A 24,957-nucleotide genomic window follows, 5' to 3' on the forward strand; every position below is an offset into this window, starting at 1 on the left:
TATGAAAGTAGCGAGCCGTTCGATCCATTCCGCCATTGCAGGCCTCGTTCTGGCCTGCTCACCGCTTACAACGACGGCAGTCTTTGCCAAGGATCAGCTCGTCATTGATCTTGTGAACGAGCCATCATCGCTTGATCCGCATAAGCAGTGGAACCCGGACAGCTACTACGTTTATCGCAATATTTTCGACAATCTGGTTACGCGCAATGATGCTGGTGAAATCGCGCCGCAGATTGCTACTGATTGGAAATATAACTCCGATACGGAAATCGTCTTCAAGCTGCGCTCCGATGTGAAATTTCATGACGGTTCGCCGCTGACCGCAAAAGACGTTGCATTCAGCATCAATCGTATTATCAACCCGACCTTCGCAAGCCCGCAGCTGGGACAGTTCAATAAGATTGTATCGGCCAAAGCCACAGGCGCCAACGAAGTCACGGTGAAGACCGACGGCGCTTATCCGGCACTTCTGGCACAGCTCGTCAAGCTTTCCATCGTTCCAGAGAAGGTCGTCGAAGCGAAGGGCGACGATGCCTTCAATGCAGCACCTGTCGGCTCCGGCCCATATAAATTCGCGAACTGGCAGCGCGGTGTTGCTGTTAAGCTGGACCGCAATGATGACTATTGGGGCGAAAAGGGTGCATTCAAAACAGCCGAGTTCCGTGCGGTTCCCGACGCTGCAACCCGTGTTGCCAATCTCCAATCGGCCACGACGGATCTTGCGGTTGGCCTTGATGCCGATCTCGCAGCTCAGATCGAAGGATCGGCAAATGCCAAACCACTATCGGTGCTGACAGAGCGCGTGGGCTACGTGAAGCTCAATCCGAACCTGCCACCTTTTGATGACAAGCGCGTGCGGGAAGCCGTCGCTCGCGCCATCGACAAGGAAGCTATCACCGAGGGGCTCCTTGGCGGCGTTGACAAACCCGTGGCGCAAATGGCGACGCCTGCGCATTTCGGCTATGTCGAAGGCATTGAAGGTTATGCCTATGATCTGGAAAAGGCCAAGCAGCTTATCAAGGATGCGGGCGCAACCGGCAAAGCTGTAAGCTTTGCCACCGCCCCAACATTCGACCAGCGCATTGTGCAGGCCGTGGCGCAAATGATTGGCGAAACGGGACTGACGGTCAATATCGTGATGACCGATATGGCAACGTACTTGAAGAGCGCGCAGAGTGAGCCGAAAAGCCAGCCTGCTATCGCTTTCGGTCGTTGGTCTTGCGCCTGTCAGGATGCAGACGGTGTGCTTTTCCCACTTCTGCATTCGTCAAGCTCGTGGTCGTCCACAAGCAACCCTGAAATCAACAAAGCGCTGGAAGCCGCACGCGGCACGCTGGACGAGAAAACCCGCCTTGAGAACTACAAAACTGTCAGCACTTTCGTTGCCGAAGACGTCCCCCTCGTGCCGCTTTATCAGGCCGCAATAATCTATGGCGCGGCAAAGCAGCTCCAGTGGAAGCCAACGGCCAATGAAAGCCTCTTCCTGAACCGTATGAGCTGGCAGGACTAAAAAACCAAAGGTCGGCGCAGTTATGCGCCGACCTGCAATAAAAATAGCAAGGGAACGATACACGCAGTGCCAGCCTTTTTTCTGACCCGCATTGTGCAGGCATTGATCGCCATTCTAGGCGTAATGACACTCATTTTCTTTCTGCAACGCCTTGCAGGAGACCCCGTTCTGTTGCTCGTTCCACAGAATGCAACGCAGGCCGATATCGAAGCGATGCGCACAGCGCTGGGCTTTGATCAGCCTCTTGCCGTTCAATACCTCGAATATTTGCGTGGTTTGCTCACTTTCGATCTCGGCCGTTCCTACGTGCAAAATGTGTCGGTCTGGACACTTATAGCAAGCCGCCTGCCCTACACTCTCATGCTTGCCGGAGGTGCCCTTCTCGTGGCGATCGGTCTTGGTATTCCACTTGGCGTTATCATGGCTGTACGTCGAGGACGGGCTGAATCAAAAGCCATTATGGGCTTTGTCTTGGCCGGGCAATCCATGCCAACATTCTGGAGCGCGATCCTGATGATCATGGTCTTCGCGGTCTGGCTTGGATGGTTGCCGCCTTCAGGTGCCCGTGACTGGCCAAGCCTGATTATGCCGTCCATCGCGCTTGGGATTTTGTCGATGGCAACATTTGCGCGGGTAGCCCGTACAGCAGTTCTTGATGAACTGGAAAAAGATTATGTGCGCACCGCTCATGCCAAGGGCGTTCCCATAACGCGCATCGTTATTCGTCATTTGTTGCGCAACGCTTCCATTCCGGTTGTGACTGTCGCAGCACTTGAAATTGCCAATCTTCTGGCCGGAGCTGTGATCGTCGAAACTGTTTTCGCATGGCCGGGTCTCGGACAATTGACCGTACAGGCAATCGCCGCGCGGGATTTCATGCTCGTTCAAGGGGTTGTTCTGCTGGGTGCTGTCACCGCAATTGCACTCAATCTTGTTGCCGATGTGCTTTACAGCATCATCGACCCGCGCATTCGGATGGGAGGTCCGGTATGACGTCCCTCACTTCATCATCCGGTGCATTTGTCAAATGGTCGAAAAAGCTGCCGCTTACGGTTTCCCCTTTTCTTGCGATCTTGGTTCTCTTGCTCCTGATCGCGATTTTTGCGCCCTTGTTTGCTCCCATGGATCCAAACAAGCAGAACCTCCTAGCTCGCCTCAAAGCGCCAGGCTTTGAAAGCCGTGGTATCGTTTATTATCTTGGCTCCGATGAACTGGGCCGCGATGTTTTAAGCCGCCTGATTTATGGCGCGCGTATTTCGCTATTGGTTGCTGTTTCCTCGGTCGTTCTTTCGGGCATTCTGGGAAGTATTCTTGGTATGCTGGCTGCATTCTATCGTGGCTGGACTGAAACCATCATTATGCGGCTGGTCGATATGGTCCTGTCGGTTCCGGCCATTCTTCTGGCGATCATCACTGTTGCCATTCTTGGACCGAGCCTTGCGAATGTCGTCATCGTTCTCGCCCTCACGCGATGGCCGCGCTACGCGCGTGTCGCCTATGGGCAAACGCTTTCGGTCGCCAATATGCCTTATGTTCGCCTGTCACGTTTCATGGGTGCGGGATGGCTGCGCCTTTTGTGGCGGCATATTCTCCCTAATATCGCAGGTGCGCTTATTGTCGTTGCCACGCTTGAATTCGGGTTGATGGTGCTGTTCGAGGCTGGACTATCCTTCCTTGGACTGGGCGTGCAGCCACCAACCGCGAGTTGGGGTGCGATGCTTTCAACCGGACGCAATTACGTCGCTTCCGCATGGTGGATCGCGACATTTCCGGGCGTCGCTTTGTTTCTGCTTGTCCTCTCCATCAACCTTATCGGCGACCATATCCGCGACCGGCTCGACCCGCGCGGAAGATAGGAGTTTTATCCGTGAATTTCGAGAATGAATTCAAAGGCAAAAAAGTTATCGTAACGGGCGCTGGCGGCATCATCGGCGGATGGATCGCCGCCGCTTTTGCGCAGGAAGGCGCAATCCTCTGCCTTACCGATCAGGATCAGACAAAGCTTGATGAGCGCATTGCGGAACTTCCCGGCGAAGGCCATTTCGGCATTGTCTCAGACCTTATCGATGCAGCTTCTATCACCAGCTTTGCGGACACAGTAGCGACACGCTGGGACGCGCCAGATATTCTCGTCAACAACGCAGGCATATATCCGTCAGGCTTCCTGCTCGACATTTCGCTCGGAGACTGGGACCGCATCATGGGTATCAATCTGCGCGCTCCATTCCTGCTATCTCAGCTTTTCGCGAAACAGATGATCAATATGGAAACAGTAGGTTCAATCGTCAATATCTCGTCAGGTGCAGCACGCAAAATGCGCACCACGGTCGTCCCCTATTGCACCTCCAAAACCGCGCTCGATCGCCTGACAAAAGGCTTCGCGCTGGAGCTGGCCGAATATGGTATTCGCGTCAATGCGGTCGAACCGGGTTTTGCCGCCGGAAGCGATGTCAGCGCTTTGTCTGATGAGCACGTTAAGACCGTAACTTCATCAATACCGCTTGGCCGTGCTTCTTCCGCTCCAGATGTCGCATCCGCCGTTCTTTATGTCACATCATCGGCAGCCGCTTATGTCACCGGCGCTACACTGACTGTAGACGGCGGCAACTCCATCGGTTCGCTTGCCGTATTTCAGCAAAAGAAGAAGGCGCTATGACCGAAAGGATAAACGTCAAATCGCCCTGGCCCCACTATCAGTGGCCATCTGGAAAGCAGTCAGCAACGCTTCTATCCGTCGATGTGGACGCGCAGGTGCCGTTCATGTGGGCGCATCGCGATGGCCTTCCTGATCGGCTGGCAACGCTCGAAATCCGTAGCTTCGGCCCGCGCACCGGGCTTTATCGGCTGATTGACCTTTTCGCGCGATACAACGTGAAAGCCAGTTTCTATGTCCCCGGACTGACTGCCGAAACCAACCCGGAAATCCTGCCAGCCCTCATTGAAGCCGGGCATGAGGTCGGCCTTCATGGCTATTTTCATGAGATCGTCGCCGATGTGTCGGATGCAGAGTTCACCGGTGCGCTTGAAGCAAGTATAGAGCTGTTCGTCAAACAAACCGGCAAGACGCCAGTCGGCTTTCGGTCACCCGCATGGGAAATCACGCCGCATATGCTGCGCGAGATCAAGCGTGTTGGACTGGCTTATGACACATCACTATCCGGCTTCGATCATCCCTACGAGATCGACGGCATCACGGAGATCCCCGTTCAATGGGCCACTGACGACGCGATTTTCTTCAAGTTTGAAGGTGGCGGACGGGACAAGTGGCCGCTTCAATCCGGGCAGGCAATATTGAATGACTGGATTTCGGAGTGGCGCACACTGCACCGTTTCGGTGGGTTGTTTACGCTGACCGTACATGACTGGATTTCAGGCCGTGCGCAGCGCATCGCCCTTCTGGAGGAACTGCTGGACAACATCACCAACCAGAAAGATGCGTGGGTCGCAACGGCGGCTGAGATTGCCGCACACCATGCTTCATCCACCAATGTAGGGCGCTTTGCTGTCGAAGCGAAAATACCCGACCCTATCGGTATTCGCAGATTTGGACAGACGAATGGCTGAAAGCTGGGCTATCCAAAAAAAGCAAACCCTGAGTGAAGGCGGCATGGTCGCCTGCCAGAACTGGCTTGCCGCTGAAGCGGGCGCAGCGGTCTTGCGCCGCGGCGGCAACGCAATGGATGCAGCAGTCACGACGGCACTCGTCTTGAGTGTGGTGGAGCCCTGGCTTTCAGGTGTCGGCGGTGGTGGTTTTCTCCTGCGCGCTGGTGGCAAAGACGGAAACGTGGATGCGCTAGATTTCAACGTAGTATCCCCGTGCCGGCTTGACCCAAATGACTATCCATTGGCACCCGGGAGTGACGGCGACTGGTTCAACTGGCCCAAAGTTGCCGAAGACCGAAATCTCATAGGTTACAGCTCCATATGTGTGCCGGGCGCTATTGCTGGCCTCGCATCTGCACTGGAACGCTTTGGCTCGATCAGCTTCGCCGATGCGCTACAACCGGCAATCGACCATGCACGAAATGGGCTGCAAATTGACTGGTTCACCACACTTTGCCTCGCTATCGACACCGAAGGGCTGAACCGCTTTCCTGCCTCAAGCGCGCTATTTCTTGACAATGGCCGCGCGCCGCGTGTTCCTGAAACAGGGGCGCCACGCAGCATTCCAATGCCGAAGAAAGCTGCCATGCTGGAGCGACTGGCACAGGCAGGCGCACGCGACTTCTACGAAGGCGAAATCGCCGAAAAGCTGATTGCGGATTTGCGCGCTGGCGGCAGCCACATCGAAAAGGACGATCTGCGCGGCTTCCAGCCTGAGTGGAAAAAGCCGCTCACTATTGATTATCGCGGCACCACTGTTCACGCTATGCCGGGACTTTCCGGTGGGCCAACACTCGCGCGCGCTCTCGAGGAACTCGGCAGGACATTGCCGAACGAAGACGCATGTTCCGGAAAAACCGCGCTCTCCTTTGCGCGCGCCATCCGCCGTGCATCTGAAGAACGGCTTCGTACACTCGGTCATGGCAGCAGCGGCGAAAGCTGCACCACACATATCAGCGTTGTTGACCGTGATGGAATCATGGTTTCGCTGACCAACACGCTGTTGTCGCGCTTCGGCTCGAAAGTAGTTGCGCCGTCGCTCGATCTTCTCATGAACAATGGCATGATGTGGTTCGACCCTCGTCCCGGCCAACCAAATTCCATTGCGGCGGGCGTGAAGCCGCTTGCAAATATGTGCCCAATTATTGCGAACAAAAGCGGCCTGCCATATATCGCCCTTGGCGCTGCAGGTGGACGTCAGATCATGCCAGCAATCACGCAGATATTGTCCTATATCGATGCATTCGGCATGTCGCCCGAAGAGGCATTTCATGCGCCACGCATCGATGCAAGTGGCGTAAAGCTTCGCGTCAGTGAACGTGCGCAGCCCGATGTTGCATCACGTTTAAGCGAAGAGTTTCCGGTCGAAATCATCGCCGACACGCTCTATCCGGTGAACTTCTCCATCCCCTCTGTTGTGATGCGCGAAGATGGCCACAATATCGGAATGGCTCATCCCTACCATCCATGGGCAGCGGTACGCACGGAGGCAGAATGACAAAACCTGTGCTTATAGTCGATGAGCTTGTCGTTCATATTGCAGGCCAACCGGTGGTGGATGGAGTCAGCTTTCAGGTCAATGAAAGCGAAATCCTGTCTGTTGTCGGCGAGTCCGGCTGCGGAAAATCGCTGACAGCCTTCTCCGTAATGGGACTATTGCCCAAGGTAGCCAATATTGCATCTGGGCGCATTATGTTCGGCGAGTACGATTTTGTTAGCACATCCGAAAAGATCAAGCGCAATTTGCGTGGCAATGATCTCGCGATGATCTTTCAGGAGCCGGTCGCATCTCTCAATCCCCTGATGAAAATCGGTAGGCAGATTGAGGAAAGCCTTGTTGTTCATCGCAATTTGAGTGGAAAGAAAGCGCGTCACGCTGCCATTGCCATGCTTGAAGAAGTGGGAATTCCTGAACCTGAAATTCGTTTTGGGCAATATCCTTTCGAGCTTTCCGGTGGGATGTGCCAGCGGGCAATGATCGCCATGGCCTTGATCTGCCGTCCTCGCCTTCTGATCGCCGATGAACCGACAACGGCGCTCGACGTGACTATTCAGGCGCAAATACTCGATCTCATGAAAAAGCTTCGCGATGAGACCGGAACGGCAATCCTGCTCATCACGCATGACATGGGCGTCGTCGCCGATATGGCCGACCGCGTGGCTGTGATGTATGCAGGTCGCGTCATTGAGCAGGCACCGGTCGATGCAATTTTCTCTGGCCAAGAGCATCCTTATACAAAGCTGTTGCTCTCAACCATTCCACGTCTCGAAGGCGAACCGAAAACCTATCTACCAACTATCGAAGGCATTGTGCCTGACATCGGCTCATGGCCTGATGGTTGCCGCTTCGCGCCCCGCTGCCCGATCTCGGAAGATCAATGCAGGAAGCATGTACCGCCGCTTTCAGCGCGCATCAATGTTGGTGCTGCGGCTTGCTGGCGTTCGCAACAAGTGGGATCACTGGTATGAGCGACATGCTGCTTTCCGTTAAAAATCTTAAAGTTCATTATCCCATTCGTGGCGGTCTTCTAGGTCGAGCCGTCAAGTTTGTAAAAGCGGTTGATGGCGTCGATCTTGAGATTGGCCACGGGGAAAGTGTGGCACTAGTCGGCGAATCCGGCTGTGGTAAATCCACGCTCGGCACGGCAATCCTCGGGATGACCAGAGCGACATCCGGCAACATCAGCTTCGACGGCAAGCCAGTCACGCATGGTCTGTCTGAAACAATACGCGGACTTTCACGTGATATTCAGATCGTGTTTCAAGATCCTGCCTCGGCACTCAATCCGAAACTGACGATCGGAGAAAGCATCGCTGAGCCGCTAGCTATCCACAATATCGGCACAGCGTCTGAACGACGTGCGCGCGTGGTAGAACTGCTCAAGCTTGTAGGCCTGCATGCAGAACATGCAGCGAGAAGGCCAAGTGCGTTTTCAGGGGGGCAGAGACAGCGCATCGTGATCGCTAGAGCGCTGGCACTCAATCCCAAACTCATGATTTTGGATGAACCTGTTTCAGCGCTCGATGTTTCGATCCGTTCGCAAATACTCAACCTGCTGCTCGATCTTCAACGACAATTCGGACTGTCCTATCTGTTCATCAGCCATGATCTCTCGGTCGTCCGGCATTTCGCGGATCGTGTAGCGGTCATGTATCTTGGACGGATCGTCGAAACAGGTAAAACCTCCGAGGTCTTCAACCGGCCAGAACATCCTTATACGGAGGCTTTGATATCGGCCATTCCACTGCCTGATCCTCTGGCCCAGCGGCAACGTAAACGGATCGTTTTACGTGGCGACCTGCCAAGCCCTGCCAATCCACCAAAGGGCTGTGGCTTTTCCACACGATGCCCTATTGCCGTTGCTGAATGCCATCAAATCCCGCCAGTCCTCGTTGAACGAAGCGCAACACGTCGATTAGCTTGCTATGTTCGTGCAGCATGAAACACTCCGCCTGCTAAGACAGTGCAAAATTCTTGCGGTGCATATAAGAGCTCTTGCAATTTAAACATGAGTATAATAGTAAACTTTTTGCAATGCAGGGCTGCGAAAGTTATATATCATGTACTGGTTCAATGTTTCTCTGACGGCTTTTGCGACCTGCATTGTCGGGTTCGCCGCTCTAACGTTCATGCTTTCGCGCTTGGGTCAAAGCATATGATATATGCATGGCTATTCGTTAGTCCGTATAACTTTTCATTTGATAAAATCAACGCTAACAACACATTTAATCGGAGCGCGTGGAATCACGTTTCAACAGACCAGATTGCTCAAAGGGTTCGAAATTGAATAGACCGACGATCATCAGCTTATCATCGATACCCTCGCGCTTTCATCTGATACAGCCGACCTTAAAGTCTCTTTTATCTCAGAACTTAAAAGCCCACGAAATTAGGCTTTATATACCGGAGACATACCGCCGCTTTCCCGATTGGGATGGAACACTGCCGGTTGTGCCGAAGGGTGTAACCATCTGCCGTTGTGATCAGGACTATGGCCCTGCGACGAAAGTCCTTCCAGCAGCCAGGGATCTGAAGGGTCAGGATGTCGACATTCTATTCTGCGACGATGATAAGATTTACGATCGTGGCTGGCATGCACGCTTTAAAAGCGAAACGGCCCAAAAACCGAATACGTGTATTATCGAAGTGGGCGAAACATTTCCGGATATATCCGATAATTGCCGTCCATCAGACAGGCTTCCGCGCAGCCGTTGGAAACACAAAGGCTCTATATATAGAGTGAAACGGATACTCTGCCTTTTCACAATTAAACCCAACCTAGCCACTCCGGGGTATGTCGATCAGATTTCCGGCTTTGCCGGCGTGCTTGTTCGCCCCGAATGGTTTGACGAGCTTTTTTACGATATTCCAGATGTCATGTGGACAGTCGACGACCCGTGGATTTCCGGGCATTTGGAACGTGTGGGCATTCCAATCTGGAATACCGGAAAACGACGCCACCTTCGTGAAGGCAAAGGAAGCAGAGTAGATGCGCTGCTTAATCTGGTTCAGGAAGGACATGACCGTATTGAGGCTGATCTGCTTGTCGTCGATTATTTCCGTGAGAAATATGGCATCTGGCAGAAGGGCGGCGAGATTGATCGCAAGACAAATCTGCGTACTACATCCATGTTTGAGATGTTGAGACGCAGAGAGCTTGAACTTGCACAATCCGATAAGGCCGACTGACTGACGTATCATCAAGCGACGATTTCAATTTGGTTGTATGTAATTCATCGACTCCCCGATGGCTCGACGTTGGCGAGAGTCTCGATTAAGACTTTTGACACCAAGGGGAGTCCCGCAAGGGGCTGAGATACGGCTGGCAAGCGCAGCGCCGTGACCCTTCGAACCTGATCCGGATCATGCCGGCGAAGGGATGGGGAAGTTTAAGCCAGCCTTTTGCCGGTCTCACTGCGAGGCCGTATAATGCCAAATTCACACGGTCTCGCTGCCAGCAAAAAGGTAGCTTTATGACCAAGCATTTCTTTCAAATATTAAAGCAAGAAAGCGAACCATTGTGGACGCAGGCGGTTGAGCATTCTTTCGTCAAAGAGCTCTGCGCGGGCACTCTTTCGGATGCGTCTATGGCATCCTATCTGGTTCAGGACCATCGTTTTCTAGACAGCTTCCTCACTTTGCTGGGCGCAGCAATGGCCACAGCCGACACGATTGAGGCGCGGCTGCGCTTTGGACGTTTCGCCGGCATGGTCTCAGGAGAAGAAAACACCTATTTTCTTCGCGCTTTCACAGCACTCAATGTAAGCGAAGAACAACGCGCAAATATCCCCGATACCGAACCGACCATCGGGTTCAAAGCAATCATGCGTGAAGCCGCTGACACGCGCTCCTATGGTGCAATACTCTCGGTTCTCAACGTGGCTGAAGGTCTTTATCTCGATTGGGCATCCCGCGCGCAATCGCCACGTCCTGAAAATTTCGTTCATGCAGAATGGATCACACTACATGACAATCCTTCTTTCCGAGAGTTTGTAAGCTTTCTCCAAGTCGAGCTGGATCGGATTGGCCCGGCGCAATCTGAGATATGTCACGACTTCTTCCAGCGTGCTGTCCGTCTCGAATTTGAATTTTTCGAGGTCAATTATCACTTGCGCAAGTGATGACAATAAAGTGGCGGGCAAAGCCCGCCGCTACATTTTCGCCTTAGCCTGACAAATTTAGTTCTTCACAGTATCTTCGAGAAAGAAGCGTCCGAGCGGGTTCTGGTAGAAATTCTCAATGTTCTTGCCCGTGACATTGATATAAGGGCTGTAATAGAGGTCGATCCAGTTGACGTCGTCCTTCGCCATTTTCTGGAGATCGATATACATCGCTTCACGCTTCTTCGGATCAAGCTCCAGACGCGCCGCTGCGACAAGGTCTTTTACCTTCTCATTATTGTATCGGGTCATGTAATTCATATTGGTATCGTGACCCAAAACGAATGTGGTCTTCTGGTCCGGGTCAAGAACATCATTGGTCCAGTACATGACAGAGATATCGTAATCACCCGCAATCAGCATATCCCAGCTCTGGCTGGGGTCGACTTTCTGGAGATTAACGGTGACGCCTGCCTTCTGAAGCTGTTGTTGTAGAAGAACTGCGATCTGTTCGTCCGTTTCGTTGCCAGCATTGACGATATAATTGAGCGACAAGTCCGATGCGCCAGCATCGGCCAGCATCTGCTTGGCCTTTTCCGGATCATACGGACGCTTGAGATTATCCGCGTAATGATACAGAGCACCCTTCGGTATGTAGGAATTCGCAACCTGACCAATACCGAATGTCACGGTATCGACAATCGACTGCTTGTCGATGGCCATGTCCAGCGCCTGACGGACTTCCTTCTTCGCAAGTGCACCGTGCTCATGATTGATCAACAGATGATCTTCGCGTGTGGACGTATCTTCATGGACCTTCAAATTGGGGTCTTTTTTCAGCTCGGCCACGCGCGAGAACGGTACGAAGATCGCGGCATCCAGCTGACCTGCCTGCACGTTGAGCATCCGCGTATTATCGTCGGGGACCGAAATCCACTCGACACCATCAAGCTTGACGCGATCCGCCTCCCAGAAATTCGGATTCTTTTTCAGAATGACACGGTCACCACGACGCCATTCATCCACCACAAACGCACCAGATGCCACTGGCTTTTCAGCGTAACCATCCTCTCCCAGCTCTTCCAGTCCCTTCTTAGAAAGAACCGAGACATTGGGGAGCGCTAGCGTGGACAGGAATGGTGCCGACGGCGTTTTCAGTTTAACGACCAGCGTATGTGGATCAGCAGCTTCGGCTGTGTCCACGACCTTATAAGAGTCACTCCACAGAGAAGCTGGATTGTCACGAATACGCAGAAGTGAGAAAGCAGCGTCTTCGGCAGTAATCGGCGATCCGTCCGAGAATTTCGCATCGCGTAGTTTGAACGTATAAGTGAGACCGTCATCCGAAATCGTCCAACTTTCAGCAAGACCGGGCTCAAGTTTCGTGCCTGTCTTGTCGACTCGCACCAACACGTCATAGACGTTTGAGAACACCCAGTTGTCGATGTTCTGGGCGGTTTTGATTGGATCGAAAGTGGAGGAGTCCTCGCGTCGTCCGATTGTCAAAACACCCGCTGCTTCGGCAAGTGCCGCACCAAATGTCATGCTCGTCATGACGGTGACGAAACCGATCTTCATCCATTTTTTAAGCATGTGTATTTCCCCTCATATTTTTTGGTTAGTTGCACATCGTTTTCGATGCTTGTTCAGGATGCTTCAGCAAGAATTCTTTCTTCAAACAGCGATTTCGTGGGATCAATATCTGGTATCGCGCTGATGAGTGCCGCCGTATAAGTCTCTTTCGGATGCGCAAAAACCTCGGCGCTTAATCCCTCTTCAACGATCTCACCATGATACATAACGACCACGCGCTCACAGAGATTGCGCACGACAGCAAGGTCATGGGCGATGAAAAGCAAGGTCAGCTGCATCTTGCTTTTGAGCTCGCGAAACAAATCAACGATCTGTGCCTGAATGGTGACGTCGAGTGCTGCGATACACTCGTCGGCGATGATCATTTTTGGCTCCACTGCCAAAGCGCGCGCTATACCGGCGCGCTGACATTGTCCGCCGCTCAGGCTGCGTGGCTTGCGCGCGGCAAAGCTTTGATCTAGCCCAACGAGATCCAGCAGCTCGGCAATGCGCGGAGGTATATTCTTGGCGTCGACCTTGCCTTGTACCCGCAGCACTTCGGCTAAGGTTTCACCAACCGTCATGCGCGGATTGAGCGAATTGAACGGGTCCTGAAATACCATGGCCGCATCACGACGCAGTGCCGCCAGAGCTTCCTTACGATCAGGGCTGAGCGTCAATCCGTCGAATGTAATGCTGCCTTCGGCGATTGGTGTCAGGCCTAAAATCGCACGGGCAAGTGTACTTTTCCCGCTGCCAGATTCCCCAACGATTCCGATCGTCTCACCAGCCTGAACTTCAAGACTGACACCCTTTAACGCGCTCGTTTTCCGGGCCTTGAGGAATCCCCCAGCGACAGCGTAACGAACGTGCAGATCATTGACCTGCAACAGCGGCGGCTCCCCCAACTGAGGAACGAGACGCAATGAGGCCGTTTCAGGCAACGACGGATGGCTGGCTATGAGATTGCGTGTGTAGGGATCGCGGGGATTGCTGAGAACTTCGCTCTTCAGTCCCTGTTCCAGCACCTTCCCATTGCGCATCACTGCAATACGATCACAAGTCTGCGCGACCACCCCAAGATCATGCGTGATGAGAATAATAGAGAGCCCGCGTTGATCACGAATGTCCATCAAAAGCTGGAGTATCTGCGCTTGAATGGTGACATCAAGCGCAGTTGTCGGCTCATCAGCGATGAGAATTTCAGGGTCGCAGGAAAGAGCCACCGCAATCATCGCACGTTGACGCATCCCGCCTGAAAACTCATGCGGATAGCTGCCATATTGGCGCGTCGGGTCTGTAAACCCGACCTGCGCCATGATTTCGATTGCTGCTGTGCGGGCTTTAATCTTATCCAGCCCCTTATGAAAGCGTATGCCTTCTGCGATCTGGTCGCCAACACTCATTACGGGATCAAGATGGCTGGTCGGATTCTGGAAAATCATACCAATCTTGCCACCACGCACCGCAAGCAATTCAGCTTTGCTCGCCTGTGCCAAATCCGTGCCGCCGAGCATGACCGAACCTGCGGTGATCTTTAAAATCGATGATGGCAAAAGCCTGACTATCGAGCGGCAAAGTAAACTTTTCCCCGATCCGCTTTCACCGACCAAGCCAAGAATTTCACCCTGGTTGAGCGTGAGAGAAACGTCATCGATCAAGCGCCTGGTTTCATCCGGCAAGTAAGCATCAACCTGAAGATTGCGGATCGAAAGAACTGACTTTGTCATTCATGCACTCCCAGCGCTTCACCCAGTCCATCGCCGAGCATGCTAAAACCAAAAGCCAGAAACACGATAGAGAGCCCCGGAAACAACGTGATCCACCAGGCAGTCGTTACAAACGGCTGGCCTTCGGCAACCATGACGCCCCATTCGGCAACCGGCGGCTGTACGCCGAGCCCGAGATAGCTGATTGCTGCACCATTCAGCAGCACGAGAACCGCATCCGACATTACGAAAACCAGCGAACCGGCAATCGCATTCGGCAGAAGATGGCGAAACATGATGCGGAAACGGCTGAACCCAAGGCTTTCCGCAGCAACGGCATAGTCTGTGGATTTCAAAACCAGTATCTGTGCCCGAACAAGGCGGGCGTATGAAACCCATCCAACCAGTGCCATGGCTATATAGAAACTCGTCAGGCCCGGCCCTAGAATGGCAATGATCGACAGCATCAGAACCAGAAATGGGAATGCCAGAATGATATCGATCAGACGCATGAAGATCGTATCAACGATGCCACCAAAAAAACCGGCAACCGTACCGACGACGGTTCCAATGGCAAAGGGGAATATAACGCCGAAGACTGCGATCTGAAGATCGATACGTGCACCCCAGATAACGCGTGAGAGAATATCCCGTCCGAAATTATCGGTCCCGAACGGATGCAACCATGACGGTGGCTGCAGACGAACGTCGGCATTTTGAACAACTGGATCAAAAGGCGCGATCAACGGTGCGCCAAAAGCCAGCAGTACAAAGAAGGCAAGAACACCGATTCCGATGGCAAGCGTGGTCCGCTGGCTCAGAAAGCGACGCCAGTTGATCAAGGTGATGGGGATAAGACGCGCACTCATAGCTTCACCCTTGGATCAAGGGCGACAGTGGCAATGTCGGCCATGAAATTGACCATAACCGTTGCGCAGGCAAAGACCATGGCTACACCCTGCACAACCATATAATCGCGGGAGAAGATCGCGCGCACAAGCAACTGCCCCATGCCCGGAAGCGCAAACACGCTCTCGACGACCACTGTGCTGCCGATCAGCCAGCCGATGTTGACGGCAAGCAAATTGACAGTCGGTACAAGAGAGTTGGGTAAAACGTGTCGCCAGAAAACAATGCTTTCAGGCATTCCGCGAGCTCTGGCAGCTGTGGCAACATCCGAATTGAGTGACTGGATCATCGCAGCGCGCAGGCTGCGCGCAAGTACAGTTGAGAGTGAAAGGGCTATCGTCAGACTCGGCAGAACCAGATGCGCCAGCTTCTCTTTCAACGTGTTGCCATAGCCTGATACCGGCAGCAGATCGAGCTTCACGCTAAAGAGGATAATCAGCATCAGAGCGAGCCAGAAAGGCGGAAAGCCGATCCCGAATGTCGACACCGTGCGTATCACATGATCGCTGAGTTTACTGTTACGCCGTGCAGCGATCGCCGCTAAAGGAACCGCTATCAGGATCGAAAGAATGACACTACAAATAACCAGCATCAAAGTGGGTTCGATGCGTGTCGCAATCAGCTTCAGAACGTCAATTTTATAAAGGATCGACTTGCCCATTTCGCCATTCGCGATGTTGCGCAGGAAATAGAGATATTGAAGCCACATGGGTTCATCGAGGCCATACTGCGCACGAATATTGGCAATGGCTGCGGGCGTCGCGCGCGTGCCTAGAAGCACACGTGCCGGATCACCCGGAATAAGCCGGACCAGTACGAATGTGATGACACTGATGCCGAACAGAACCGGCAGCAACTGAAAGGGGCGACGGAGTACAAACTGGAAGCGATGCATGAGCTGCGGAGTTTCTCCCTAATATTCTGATCTATCGAGAGGAACGATGTCGATTGAGAAAGCTGGTAAGGGCCGGGTAGTAATAAGTCGGGTTCTCGTAAAACGGCATATGGCTGGCATTTGGCACCACATGCAGTTCGGCATTTTTCAAGGCAAGCTTCATGCGCAGCGCGCAGGCAGGCGTCAGCTCATCATGCTCACCAACCGTGATCAGCACCGGAACCTCGATCTTGCCGAGATCAGGCAGACGGTTCCAGTCTTTCAGATTACCCGTATAGAGAAACTCATTCGGACCTTGCATCGTGCCGTATGGCCCCATGTTCCAATCATCGAGCGAACGCCTTACGGGTGCTGGCCAATCCGACAGGCGGCAGACGTGGCGATAATTGAGGATCGTGATCGCCGCCGCATATTCCGGGTGATCGAGCCTTCCCTGCGCTTCATGCTTCTGCATCATCGCAACAGTTTCTGACCCCAGCGCACTGCGTAACCGCTCCAGTTCACTCACCAGATGCGGCATGTCCGCGACTGTATCTTCGAGAATAAGCGTCTTCAGATTTTGCGGATAAGTCAGTGCATAATCAATTCCAAGCCAACCGCCCCAGGAATGACCAACAAGATGCACCTTACCAAGACCAAGCGCCTGACGAACGGTTTCAGTTTCCTCGACATAGCGCGCGATTGTCCACAATGCAGGATCAATTGGCCGATCAGACGCCCCCGTGCCAAGCTGATCGAAAGCCACCACGCGGTAGCCGTCGTCGACCAGACACGAATGCGCATCTCTTAAATAGTCGCACGGCAAACCGGGTCCGCCGTTGAGGCAGAAAACCACCTCGTCTCCGGTTCCAAAACTATACGCCACCACCTTATGAGTGCCGACAGACACTTCATACCGGTTGTCCGGTTTCATCTCACGCCACATCTGTTCCCCGATCACCGCATCGACCCGTTTCCCGCGTCGAATTGTCGGCATCATTTTTCTTTTGATTTTGGACCGAATAACTAAACTACACCAGCTATAAGAAGTGATAGGATGCAATTGGGAGGTAGGTTTCGGAGACCGTGATGCGAGACGAGATTGAGACCTTCAGACAGAACTTTACTGCTCACCAAACGCTCGATGGGCGCATTGATGAGATATTTCAGGCTATGAAACCGCTTGGCTTCGAAGCCCTCATCTACGATTACACTCCATCCGCTTTCGACATGAATGGCGACATGATGGGACCGTCGCTGATGAAACTGCGCAATATCAGTGATGATATGCTCGAATTTTGGGCCGAAAAAGGCTATTTCCGCATTGATCCGGTTCAGCGCCTCGCGTGTAGGGCATCTGTACCATTCTTCTGGAATTATGATGAGCGGGCTGAATCGCTGCTGCAGGAGTTCATGACGGAAGACACGGCACCCGTCGCACACTATCTTCATGAGCGCGATATATCTGCAGGCGTCACCGTTCCCATTCATATGCCACATGGCGATTATGCGACCGTCACAGGTGTATTTTCTGGCCCACGATCCGATTTCAGACAGCGCGCTTTGCGCTATGTGGCCGATTTCAATCTGATGGCACAGATTTTCCATCAAAGCGCATATGAGCTTTTTGACGAACATACTCGCGGCATTGGGAAGGTGCACCTCACAGTTCGCGAACGCGAGTGCCTGCGCTATGCAGCTGAAGGCCTCTCAGCGAAAGAAATCTCCCGTATCATCGACAGGTCTGTTCCGACAGTTGTGATGCATCTCAACGCCGCCGCCAAAAAACTGGGGGCAAAGAACCGCACTCAGGCCGTTGTTCGAGCGACACGTGCGCGACTGCTTGATGCCTGATTGCGGCCTGGCGGTCTGTTTCCGATATTTGCATCCCTAAGACACAGACGTCGATCATATGTCAGGTTCAATCCACTAGACCTATAAGTTATGATAGCTGCCGCCACCCCAAAAGCGGCGCTATGGTTCTCTAAAAACGCACAAATGGAGGACCAATTGGCTTCAATCAATCAGACGGAAGGCTTCGCCACTTTCCGCGATTATCAGACTTGGTACCGCATTACCGGCTCACTAGATTCAGAAAAACTCCCGCTCGTCGTCGCTCATGGCGGCCCCGGCTGCACGCATGACTATGTCGATGCTTTCAAGGACATTGCATCGCTCGATGATCGTGCGGTCATTCACTATGACCAACTCGGCAACGGAAACTCCACACGTCTTCCAGATAAAGGCCCCGATTTCTGGACCGTGGATTTGTTTCTGGAAGAGCTGGATAACCTTCTGACACATCTCGGCATTCAGGATCGCTATGCCTATCTGGGACAATCATGGGGTGGAATATTGGGTGCCGAACATGCCGTGCGAAAACCGGCTGGCCTCAAAGCACTGGTGATCGCCAACTCACCTGCCAACATGCGAACTTGGGTCGCGGAGGCCAACCGCTTACGGCTTGAACTCCCTTCCGAAGTACAACAAACTTTGTTGAAACATGAAGAAGAAGGCAGTCTGACCGATCCTGAATATATCGCCGCTTCGCGGGTATTTTACGATCGTCATGTCTGCCGCGTAAGCCCATGGCCAAAGGAAGTCGCGCGAACCTTCGCCATCATGGATGAAGACAATACCGTCTATCGCAACATGAATGGCCCGACCGAATTCCATGTGATTGGCACGATGAAGGACTGGACGATTGAAGACCGTCTCAACCGAATTCAAGCACCAACGCTTGTCATCTCCGGTCGTTATGACGAGGCTACCCCTTTGGTGGTGAAACCTTACGTCGACAATGTCCCGGGTAGTGAATGGGTGCTTTTTGAGGAATCGAGCCACATGCCACATGTGGAAGAACGCGATCTTTGCATGAAGACAGTATCGACGTTTCTGAACAATTTTGAGACAGCTTGAGCTAAACAGGTCGCCAGACTAAACGTCTGGCGACCTGTTGCATATCTAGAATGAAGCCTTTTCCATTTCCGGCAACACGGTGAAGAGATCCCCGACGAGGCCGTAATCGGCAACCTGGAAGATCGGAGCTTCCTCGTCCTTGTTGATCGCAACGATCACGCGGCTGTCTTTCATGCCTGCAAGATGCTGGATCGCGCCCGAGATACCAACTGCGATGTAAAGATCAGGTGCAACCACCTTGCCGGTCTGGCCAACCTGCCAGTCGTTTGGTGCATAGCCCGCATCAACTGCCGCACGGCTGGCACCAACCGCAGCACCAAGCTTGTCAGCAACAGGCAGGATCACTTCCTGGAATTTTTCCGATGAACCAAGTGCACGACCGCCCGAGATAATGATCTTGGCAGAGGTCAGCTCCGGACGATCCCCACCCGAAAGCGCGTTCTCAACAAAGCTCGACAGTGCCGGATCGCTCGCAGCATTCACGCTTTCAACCGCAGCCGAACCACCTTCGCCGGTAGCCTGGAACGAAGCCGTACGAACGGTGATGACCTTCTTGGCATCAGTTGACTGCACAGTCTGGATTGCATTGCCTGCATAGATCGGACGCTTGAACGTATCAGCGGACACCACTTCCATGATTTCAGACAGCTGCATCACATCGAGAAGTGCTGCAACGCGTGGAAGCACGTTCTTGGCTGAAGTGGTTGCTGGTGCGATGATCGTGTCGTACTGGCCTGCAAGTTCAACAATGAGTGCTGCCAATGGCTCAGCCAGGCGGTTTTCCAGCGCATCGCTTTCAGCCAGCAGAACCTTGCGCACACCGGAAAGCTTTGCAGCTGCGTCAGCCGCAGCTTTCGCACCCTTGCCTGCAACCAGCACGTCCACATCGCCACCGATTTTACCGGCAGCCGTCAGTGCCTTTGCTGTCTGATCGGAAAGGCTTGCATTGTCATGTTCGGCAATAAGAAGAATAGCCATTTATCTTGTCCCTTCCGATTTCTTACAATACGCCATCGGCCTTGAGCTTCTCGACCAGTTCGGAAACCGAACCGACCTTGACGCCCGCCTTGCGGCCACCCGGTTCTTCGGTCTTCAAAACCTTAAGACGCGGCGCAATATCAGCACCGAAATCGGCAGGCGACTTTTCATCAAGTGGCTTCTTCTTGGCCTTCATGATGTTTGGCAGCGATGCATAACGCGGCTGGTTCAAACGAAGATCAACCGTCACAATGGCTGGAAGCTTCACATCAATGGTCTGAAGACCGCCGTCAACTTCGCGGGTCACCTTGGCCGAACCGTCACCCAGTTCAACTTTCGATGCAAAAGTCGCCTGGCTCCAGTTGAGAAGCGCCGAAAGCATCTGACCAGTCTGGTTGGCGTCGTCATCAATCGCCTGCTTGCCCAGGAACACGAGGTCTGGCTGTTCAGCCTCGACAACGCCTTTCAGCACCTTGGCAACACCAAGCGGCTCGACAGCTTCGTCAACCTTGACCAGAATGGCACGATCCGCACCCATGGCAAGCGCCGTGCGCAGCGTTTCCTGTGCCTGTGCCGGGCCAACCGAAACCGCGATGATTTCCGTCACCTTGCCTGCTTCCTTAAGACGGATCGCTTCTTCAACTGCAATCTCGTCAAAAGGGTTCATCGACATCTTCACGTTCGATAGCTCAACGCCCGAACCATCACCCTTAACACGGATCTTTACGTTGTAATCTACAACCCGCTTTACTGCGACGACTACCTTCATAAGGCTAACCTTTCATTCAAATAGAAACATGGTTTTGCGTCATCTGCATGTTAAACGCGTGCACGCTTGGCTTCCGGATCGTAAGGCGAATCTTCAATTACGCGAGCCTTGCGCATTTCACCCAGAACCGGGATCTCAAGTTCAGTTCCCGGCACACCCAGTTCCAAAGGTAGCAGCGCCAGCGCGATATCATGTTTGAAAGTGTACGAATAACTGCCCGATGTAACACGGCCGACGAGCTTGCCGTCATGATACAAGCCTTCCGAGGTCAGCGTGCTGGCACCATCTGTTTCGACGGCAAGCGTCACGGAGCGCAGTTTGATACCGCGCTCCTTTTCTGCAAGCAGGGCTTGTTTACCGATGAAATCGCCCTTGTCGAGACGGATAAAGCGTTCTAGACCGCTCTCCCAAGCACTTAACTCAGGATTCATGTCGCGATACATCGCACGATAGGATTTATCGAGACGCAGCGACTCCAGTGCATGCAGGCCGATGAGACGCAAGCCATGCTCTTTACCTGCAACCAGCAATGCTTCCAGCAAATGCCGCTGATAAGCGAGCGGATGATAGAGTTCCCAACCGAGTTCGCCTTCGTAATTAACGCGCAACAGACGCACGTCACTGGCAAGCCCGACCGTTCCCGACTTGATGCCAAACCACGGAAATGCCTCGTTGGACAGATCGATCTCTGTCAGCGATTGCAGAACCTCGCGGGCTTTCGGCCCAACAATCGTGAAACAGCCACGATCATTGGTGACGTTGCGCAAGCTCACGCTGCCGTCTTTTGGCAGAAGCTTTGACAGGTCATCGAAATTCCAGCGTTCGGCACGCGGTGTGGAAATCATATAAAAGTTGTCATCATCCATGCGAGCTACGACATATTCTGCCTGCACTCCGCCCGTTTTCGTCAGATGATGGGCGAGATTAACACGACCCACTTTCGGCAGTCGATTAGCAAGAATACTGTCAAGCCACGCTTCTGCGCCCGGACCACTGACTTCAAACTTGGTCATCGGCGTCATTTCAACAAGGCCGACCGCATTGCGCACCGCTTCGACTTCCTCGCCAACATATTTGCCCTTTTCGGTCCAACGCCAGCTGTACTGATCCTTGGCTTCCACGCCCTTCGGTGCAAACCAGTTCGGCATTTCCCAGCCGTTGAGGCAGCCCCAGACCGCACCCAGTTCCGTCAACCGATCATAGGACGGGGCAGTCTTCTGCGGACGCGCTGCAGGCATATCCTGACCCGGATACTGTTGATCCGCATGAGTGCCCCATGCTTCTCGCACCTTTTCACGTGTCCAGTTCTTGTTGGCATAATCACCGAAGCGGCGCGGGTCGAGTTCGCTCGTATCGATACTGTTGCTTCCTTCAACGATGCGCTCAGAGAGATAGTAGCCGATAGCGCCACCCCACAAAATGCCGCCTGGTACACCTTCTGCGAGCCAGACATTATCCAACCCCCAAGCAGGCCCGACCAGCGGCAACTCGTCGGCTGTCATCTGGAATGGTCCGCGCACATTGGCCTTAATGCCAACGCGGCCAAGCGTTGGCACAAGTTCCATCGCCCGTTCCCAATTCCACGAAACGGAATCAAAATCCTCTTCCAGCAGATCGGCACCAAACCACTCAGGCACACCGTTTTCAGCAAACAACTTCAGATGTTCGGTCTTTTCATAAGGGCCAAACATCAGGCCATCGCCCTCTTCGCGCAGGTAGCCTTCAAAACCTTCATCACGCAGGATCGGCATTTCCGGCAAGCCCTGACGCTTGCGCTCAATCACTTCGGGTACGGCATCGGTGATCCAGTACTGATGGACAATCGGAATTGCCGGAATATCAAGCCCAAGCATCGCGCCGGTCTGACGAGCATAGTTACCGGTGGCTGAAATGATGTGCTCGCAGATGATGTCACCATTATTGGTTTTCACCTTCCACTCGCCGCTCGGCAGACGCTCGAAGCCATTTACCTGTGTGTTGAGGTAAATCTTGGCACCATTGTCGCGTGCACCCTTGGCAAGCGCCATGGTCACGTCAGCAGGCGCGATATGGCCATCGTCAGGATGATAGAGCGCGCCAAGCATATCAGGATTGTTTTCAAGCAAAGGCCATAACTCACGAGCACGAGTCGGAGACACGAGTTCTGCCCGAATGCCCTGCACCTCGGCGACACTCATATAGCTTTTATATTCGTCAAGCCGGTCACGCGTGTTGGCAATGCGCAGCTGTCCGCATTTGTGCCAGCCAACATGTTGTCCTGTCTCAGCTTCCAACCCTTCATAAATCTCGATCGACTTGTTGATCATTCGACCGATATTGATGTTACGTGCATAAGAAGGGATCAGGCCCGCGGCGTGCCATGTCGAACCGGCGGTAAGCTGGGTACGTTCCAACAGAACGACGTCTGACCAACCTCTTTTTGCCAGACCATATAGAATTGAGGCACCAACGCACCCTCCCCCGATGACCACCGCGCGTGCATGAGTCTGCATTCCAAGTTCCCTTCCATGTCATATTTTGTGGGGATGACCAGCGATCAGACTGAGCAGCCAGACAGTCCCGTTTGGCATTACATTACAGAGGGTTCTCGACGCTGTGAGCTTGATAAAAAATCCGCATAGGTATAACTTCAGATTATGCATAGACTCCGCTCTCTGATCCCCTCTGCCAACTATCTTTTCGTGTTTGAGGCGGCGGCTCGCCGTCTAAGCTTCACGGCGGCGGCAGAAGAGCTGAACGTCAGCCAGCCTGCGGTGAGCAAGACCATCAAATTGTTAGAGGAAGCGACCGGTCTGAAGCTTTTCAGGCGCGACCGCAGTCGTCTGGAGCTGACAGCTGAGGGGCAAAGGCTTTATCGCGAAACGCAGGAAGCGTTCGATCATCTGCACATGGTCATCTCTTCCATGCGCAAGAAGCATTCGCGCGACATTATTCGGGTGTCGTTCTCGTCGTCTTTTGTGCAGCTCTGGTTGCTGCCGCGTTTGAAAAGCTTCAAGGAAAAACATCCCGATGTGGCCCTTCGCATCGAGGAAAGCAGCCGTGACGATCAGGATATGCTTGAAGAAGACATCGACGTTTCGGCCCGGCTAGGGAATGGTAAGTGGCCCGGCATCCATTCATGGCCTTTTGTGACCGAAGAAGTATGGCTTGTTTGCAGCCCGTCCTATCTGGAAGAACACGGAGCAATCAAATCCCCGCAGGATCTCCTCAACCACACATTATTGCATTTCGAGGAACGGCATCGGTCGCGGCTTGGATGGCGGGAATGGCTTGAACGAAGCGGTGTGCCCAACCCGCGTATAGAGCAAGACTTTGTCTTCACCGACGCGCTTAGTTCCATTGAAGCTGCAGTATTTGGACAGGGCATCGCACTTGGCTGGAAGCATCTCGTTCGTGACCACATCGCGGCCGGTCGTCTCGTCCCCGCAATCGATATTTTCAACCGATCCGGCGATATTATTCATCTTGTCATGCCAGCCCAGCGCCCACCAAAACGAGGCGCTGAACTGTTTCGCGACTGGTTGCTGGAACAAGGCGCAGATGCCGAATTTGGCATTTAAAACCTATCCCGAAAATCGCTTCGAACTTTTGCTGGGAACGCTTTGGTTATTGTGCAAACACAACGGTTTTATGCCCATTCAGCATAACGCGGTTTTCTGCATGCATCTTTACCGCGCGCGCCAGAACACGACTCTCGATATCGCGACCCGTTGCCACAAAATCCTCAGCACTCATGGAGTGCGTCACCCGCTCGGTTTCCTGTTCGATGATAGGGCCTTCATCAAGGTCTGGTGTTACATAATGCGCGGTCGCACCAATCAGTTTCACGCCGCGTTCGAATGCCTGATGATACGGCTTGGCACCCTTGAAGGACGGCAAAAACGAATGATGGATATTGATGATTTTGCCGAACAGACGGTTCGAAAGATTATCTGAGAGCACCTGCATATAGCGGGCGAGCACAACGAGATCAGCCTGGCTTTCCCGCACGAGATCAAGCAACCGCGCCTCTTGCTCAGCTTTGTTATCTTTATTCACGGCCCAATAATGATATGGAATTTGAGCGCTTTCGGCAGTCTCTCGACTATCTTCGTGGTTGGACACCACCGCGACAATCTCGGCATTCAGCCAACCCACCCTGATCTGATAGAGAAGATGCAACATGGCATGGTCGAACTTCGACACCATAAGCACGATCTTTGGTTTGCGGTTCGCGTCAGCAACCGTGAATTTCATACCAAATCGTTCGCCGGCCGGCTTCAATGCGTGCTCTATGGCATCGCGTGACATGCCAAGCGGAGCAGTGAAAGCGATGCGCATGAAAAAGCGGTTGGTCAGCTTGTCACGGAACTGATTGCTTTCGGCAATATTGCCCCCCACTGCGGCAAGTTCCGTTGTGATTGCCGCCACGATACCAGGCTTGTCATCACAATCCAGCGTCAGAACAAAAAGTGTAGGATCGATGCAGGCCACGGGTCGCACCTTGACTGGCATGTCATTCATGATTGTTCTT

The 24,957-nt window shown here is 53.3% G+C and carries 22 protein-coding genes and 1 riboswitch; of the genes, 13 read left to right on the plus strand and 9 right to left on the minus strand.

Going from position 1 to position 24,957, the window contains the following annotated elements; translation table 11 throughout:
• Position 1 precedes the first annotated feature (1 nt).
• The 10 genes from QBD00_RS15205 to QBD00_RS15250 all read left to right on the plus strand — a co-directional run bounded on the left by QBD00_RS15205 (position 2) and on the right by QBD00_RS15250 (position 10,735).
• On the plus strand, positions 2–1,510 hold the full coding sequence (locus QBD00_RS15205) for an ABC transporter substrate-binding protein (RefSeq protein WP_151094594.1): 1,509 nt from the start codon (positions 2–4) through the stop codon (positions 1,508–1,510).
• A 66-nt stretch (positions 1,511–1,576) separates the two neighbouring features.
• Positions 1,577–2,503 carry an ABC transporter permease gene (locus tag QBD00_RS15210; RefSeq protein WP_151094591.1) on the plus strand — a complete coding sequence of 309 codons (927 nt, stop codon included), beginning with the start codon at positions 1,577–1,579 and terminating at the stop codon, positions 2,501–2,503.
• On the plus strand, positions 2,500–3,366 hold the full coding sequence (locus QBD00_RS15215; RefSeq protein ID WP_151094588.1) for an ABC transporter permease: 867 nt from the start codon (positions 2,500–2,502) through the stop codon (positions 3,364–3,366). The genes QBD00_RS15210 and QBD00_RS15215 overlap by 4 nt, the downstream gene beginning before the upstream one ends.
• A gap of 11 nt (positions 3,367–3,377) precedes the next feature.
• Positions 3,378–4,166: an SDR family NAD(P)-dependent oxidoreductase gene (locus QBD00_RS15220; protein WP_151094585.1), complete on the plus strand. Its 789-nt coding sequence runs from the start codon at positions 3,378–3,380 to the stop codon at positions 4,164–4,166.
• Positions 4,163–5,074 (plus strand): polysaccharide deacetylase, encoded by a 912-nt coding sequence (locus QBD00_RS15225; RefSeq protein WP_318579944.1) that lies wholly within the window; start codon positions 4,163–4,165, stop codon positions 5,072–5,074. The genes QBD00_RS15220 and QBD00_RS15225 overlap by 4 nt, the downstream gene beginning before the upstream one ends.
• Complete coding sequence (locus tag QBD00_RS15230) at positions 5,067–6,611, plus strand: gamma-glutamyltransferase family protein (protein ID WP_318579945.1); 1,545 nt, start codon at positions 5,067–5,069, stop codon at positions 6,609–6,611. Before QBD00_RS15225 ends, QBD00_RS15230 begins: the two co-directional genes overlap by 8 nt.
• Complete coding sequence (locus QBD00_RS15235; RefSeq protein ID WP_318579946.1) at positions 6,608–7,582, plus strand: ABC transporter ATP-binding protein; 975 nt, start codon at positions 6,608–6,610, stop codon at positions 7,580–7,582. Before QBD00_RS15230 ends, QBD00_RS15235 begins: the two co-directional genes overlap by 4 nt.
• The gene (locus QBD00_RS15240; RefSeq protein WP_191792601.1) at positions 7,579–8,556 is read left to right on the plus strand and encodes an ABC transporter ATP-binding protein; all 978 of its coding nucleotides are present in this window, start codon (positions 7,579–7,581) and stop codon (positions 8,554–8,556) included. Before QBD00_RS15235 ends, QBD00_RS15240 begins: the two co-directional genes overlap by 4 nt.
• A 341-nt stretch (positions 8,557–8,897) precedes the next feature.
• Positions 8,898–9,803: a glycosyltransferase family 2 protein gene (locus QBD00_RS15245; RefSeq protein ID WP_151094570.1), complete on the plus strand. Its 906-nt coding sequence runs from the start codon at positions 8,898–8,900 to the stop codon at positions 9,801–9,803.
• 93 nt (positions 9,804–9,896) lie between these two features.
• A riboswitch (TPP riboswitch) is annotated at positions 9,897–10,011 on the plus strand.
• Positions 10,012–10,087: 76 nt separating this feature from the next.
• The gene (locus QBD00_RS15250; protein WP_151094567.1) at positions 10,088–10,735 is read left to right on the plus strand and encodes a TenA family protein; all 648 of its coding nucleotides are present in this window, start codon (positions 10,088–10,090) and stop codon (positions 10,733–10,735) included.
• 57 nt (positions 10,736–10,792) lie between these two features.
• On the opposite strand, the gene QBD00_RS15255 is transcribed toward QBD00_RS15250, so the two are convergent.
• Genes QBD00_RS15255 through QBD00_RS15275 form a run of 5 tightly spaced genes read right to left on the minus strand, consistent with a single transcriptional unit; the run spans position 10,793 to position 16,724 of the window.
• The gene (locus tag QBD00_RS15255) at positions 10,793–12,307 is read right to left on the minus strand and encodes an ABC transporter substrate-binding protein (protein ID WP_412535032.1); all 1,515 of its coding nucleotides are present in this window, start codon (positions 12,305–12,307) and stop codon (positions 10,793–10,795) included.
• 53 nt (positions 12,308–12,360) lie between these two features.
• The gene (locus tag QBD00_RS15260) at positions 12,361–14,016 is read right to left on the minus strand and encodes an ABC transporter ATP-binding protein (protein ID WP_318579947.1); all 1,656 of its coding nucleotides are present in this window, start codon (positions 14,014–14,016) and stop codon (positions 12,361–12,363) included.
• A complete protein-coding gene (locus QBD00_RS15265; protein WP_151094558.1) occupies positions 14,013–14,864 on the minus strand; it encodes an ABC transporter permease in 852 nt (283 codons plus the stop codon). Before QBD00_RS15265 ends, QBD00_RS15260 begins: the two co-directional genes overlap by 4 nt.
• Complete coding sequence (locus tag QBD00_RS15270; protein ID WP_318579948.1) at positions 14,861–15,799, minus strand: ABC transporter permease; 939 nt, start codon at positions 15,797–15,799, stop codon at positions 14,861–14,863. Before QBD00_RS15270 ends, QBD00_RS15265 begins: the two co-directional genes overlap by 4 nt.
• 31 nt (positions 15,800–15,830) lie before the next feature.
• Positions 15,831–16,724, minus strand: coding sequence for a proline iminopeptidase-family hydrolase (locus QBD00_RS15275; RefSeq protein ID WP_318579965.1), 894 nt, complete (start codon positions 16,722–16,724; stop codon positions 15,831–15,833).
• A gap of 143 nt (positions 16,725–16,867) precedes the next feature.
• On the opposite strand from QBD00_RS15275, the gene QBD00_RS15280 reads away from it, so the two are divergent.
• Both QBD00_RS15280 and QBD00_RS15285 read left to right on the plus strand, forming a co-directional pair.
• On the plus strand, positions 16,868–17,632 hold the full coding sequence (locus QBD00_RS15280) for a helix-turn-helix transcriptional regulator (protein ID WP_151094552.1): 765 nt from the start codon (positions 16,868–16,870) through the stop codon (positions 17,630–17,632).
• A 156-nt stretch (positions 17,633–17,788) separates the two neighbouring features.
• Positions 17,789–18,697, plus strand: a complete 909-nt coding sequence (locus tag QBD00_RS15285; protein WP_412535033.1) for a proline iminopeptidase-family hydrolase — start codon at positions 17,789–17,791, stop codon at positions 18,695–18,697.
• Between the two features lie 45 nt (positions 18,698–18,742).
• Here QBD00_RS15285 and QBD00_RS15290 read toward each other — a convergent pair whose 3' ends face one another.
• Genes QBD00_RS15290 through QBD00_RS15300 form a run of 3 tightly spaced genes read right to left on the minus strand, consistent with a single transcriptional unit; the run spans position 18,743 to position 22,936 of the window.
• Positions 18,743–19,675, minus strand: a complete 933-nt coding sequence (locus QBD00_RS15290) for an electron transfer flavoprotein subunit alpha/FixB family protein (protein WP_095444819.1) — start codon at positions 19,673–19,675, stop codon at positions 18,743–18,745.
• A gap of 22 nt (positions 19,676–19,697) precedes the next feature.
• A complete protein-coding gene (locus QBD00_RS15295) occupies positions 19,698–20,444 on the minus strand; it encodes an electron transfer flavoprotein subunit beta/FixA family protein (RefSeq protein ID WP_095444820.1) in 747 nt (248 codons plus the stop codon).
• Positions 20,445–20,494: 50 nt separating this feature from the next.
• Positions 20,495–22,936 (minus strand): FAD-dependent oxidoreductase, encoded by a 2,442-nt coding sequence (locus tag QBD00_RS15300; protein ID WP_318579950.1) that lies wholly within the window; start codon positions 22,934–22,936, stop codon positions 20,495–20,497.
• A gap of 144 nt (positions 22,937–23,080) precedes the next feature.
• On the opposite strand from QBD00_RS15300, the gene QBD00_RS15305 reads away from it, so the two are divergent.
• Positions 23,081–24,004: a LysR substrate-binding domain-containing protein gene (locus QBD00_RS15305; RefSeq protein ID WP_095444822.1), complete on the plus strand. Its 924-nt coding sequence runs from the start codon at positions 23,081–23,083 to the stop codon at positions 24,002–24,004.
• 46 nt (positions 24,005–24,050) lie between these two features.
• On the opposite strand, the gene purU is transcribed toward QBD00_RS15305, so the two are convergent.
• Positions 24,051–24,947 (minus strand): formyltetrahydrofolate deformylase, encoded by an 897-nt coding sequence (gene purU / locus QBD00_RS15310; RefSeq protein ID WP_318579951.1) that lies wholly within the window; start codon positions 24,945–24,947, stop codon positions 24,051–24,053.
• Between the last annotated feature and the right edge of the window lie 10 nt (positions 24,948–24,957).

Origin of the sequence: Ochrobactrum sp. AN78, assembly GCF_029909885.1 — a bacterium.
GTDB lineage: Bacteria > Pseudomonadota > Alphaproteobacteria > Rhizobiales > Rhizobiaceae > Brucella > Brucella quorumnocens.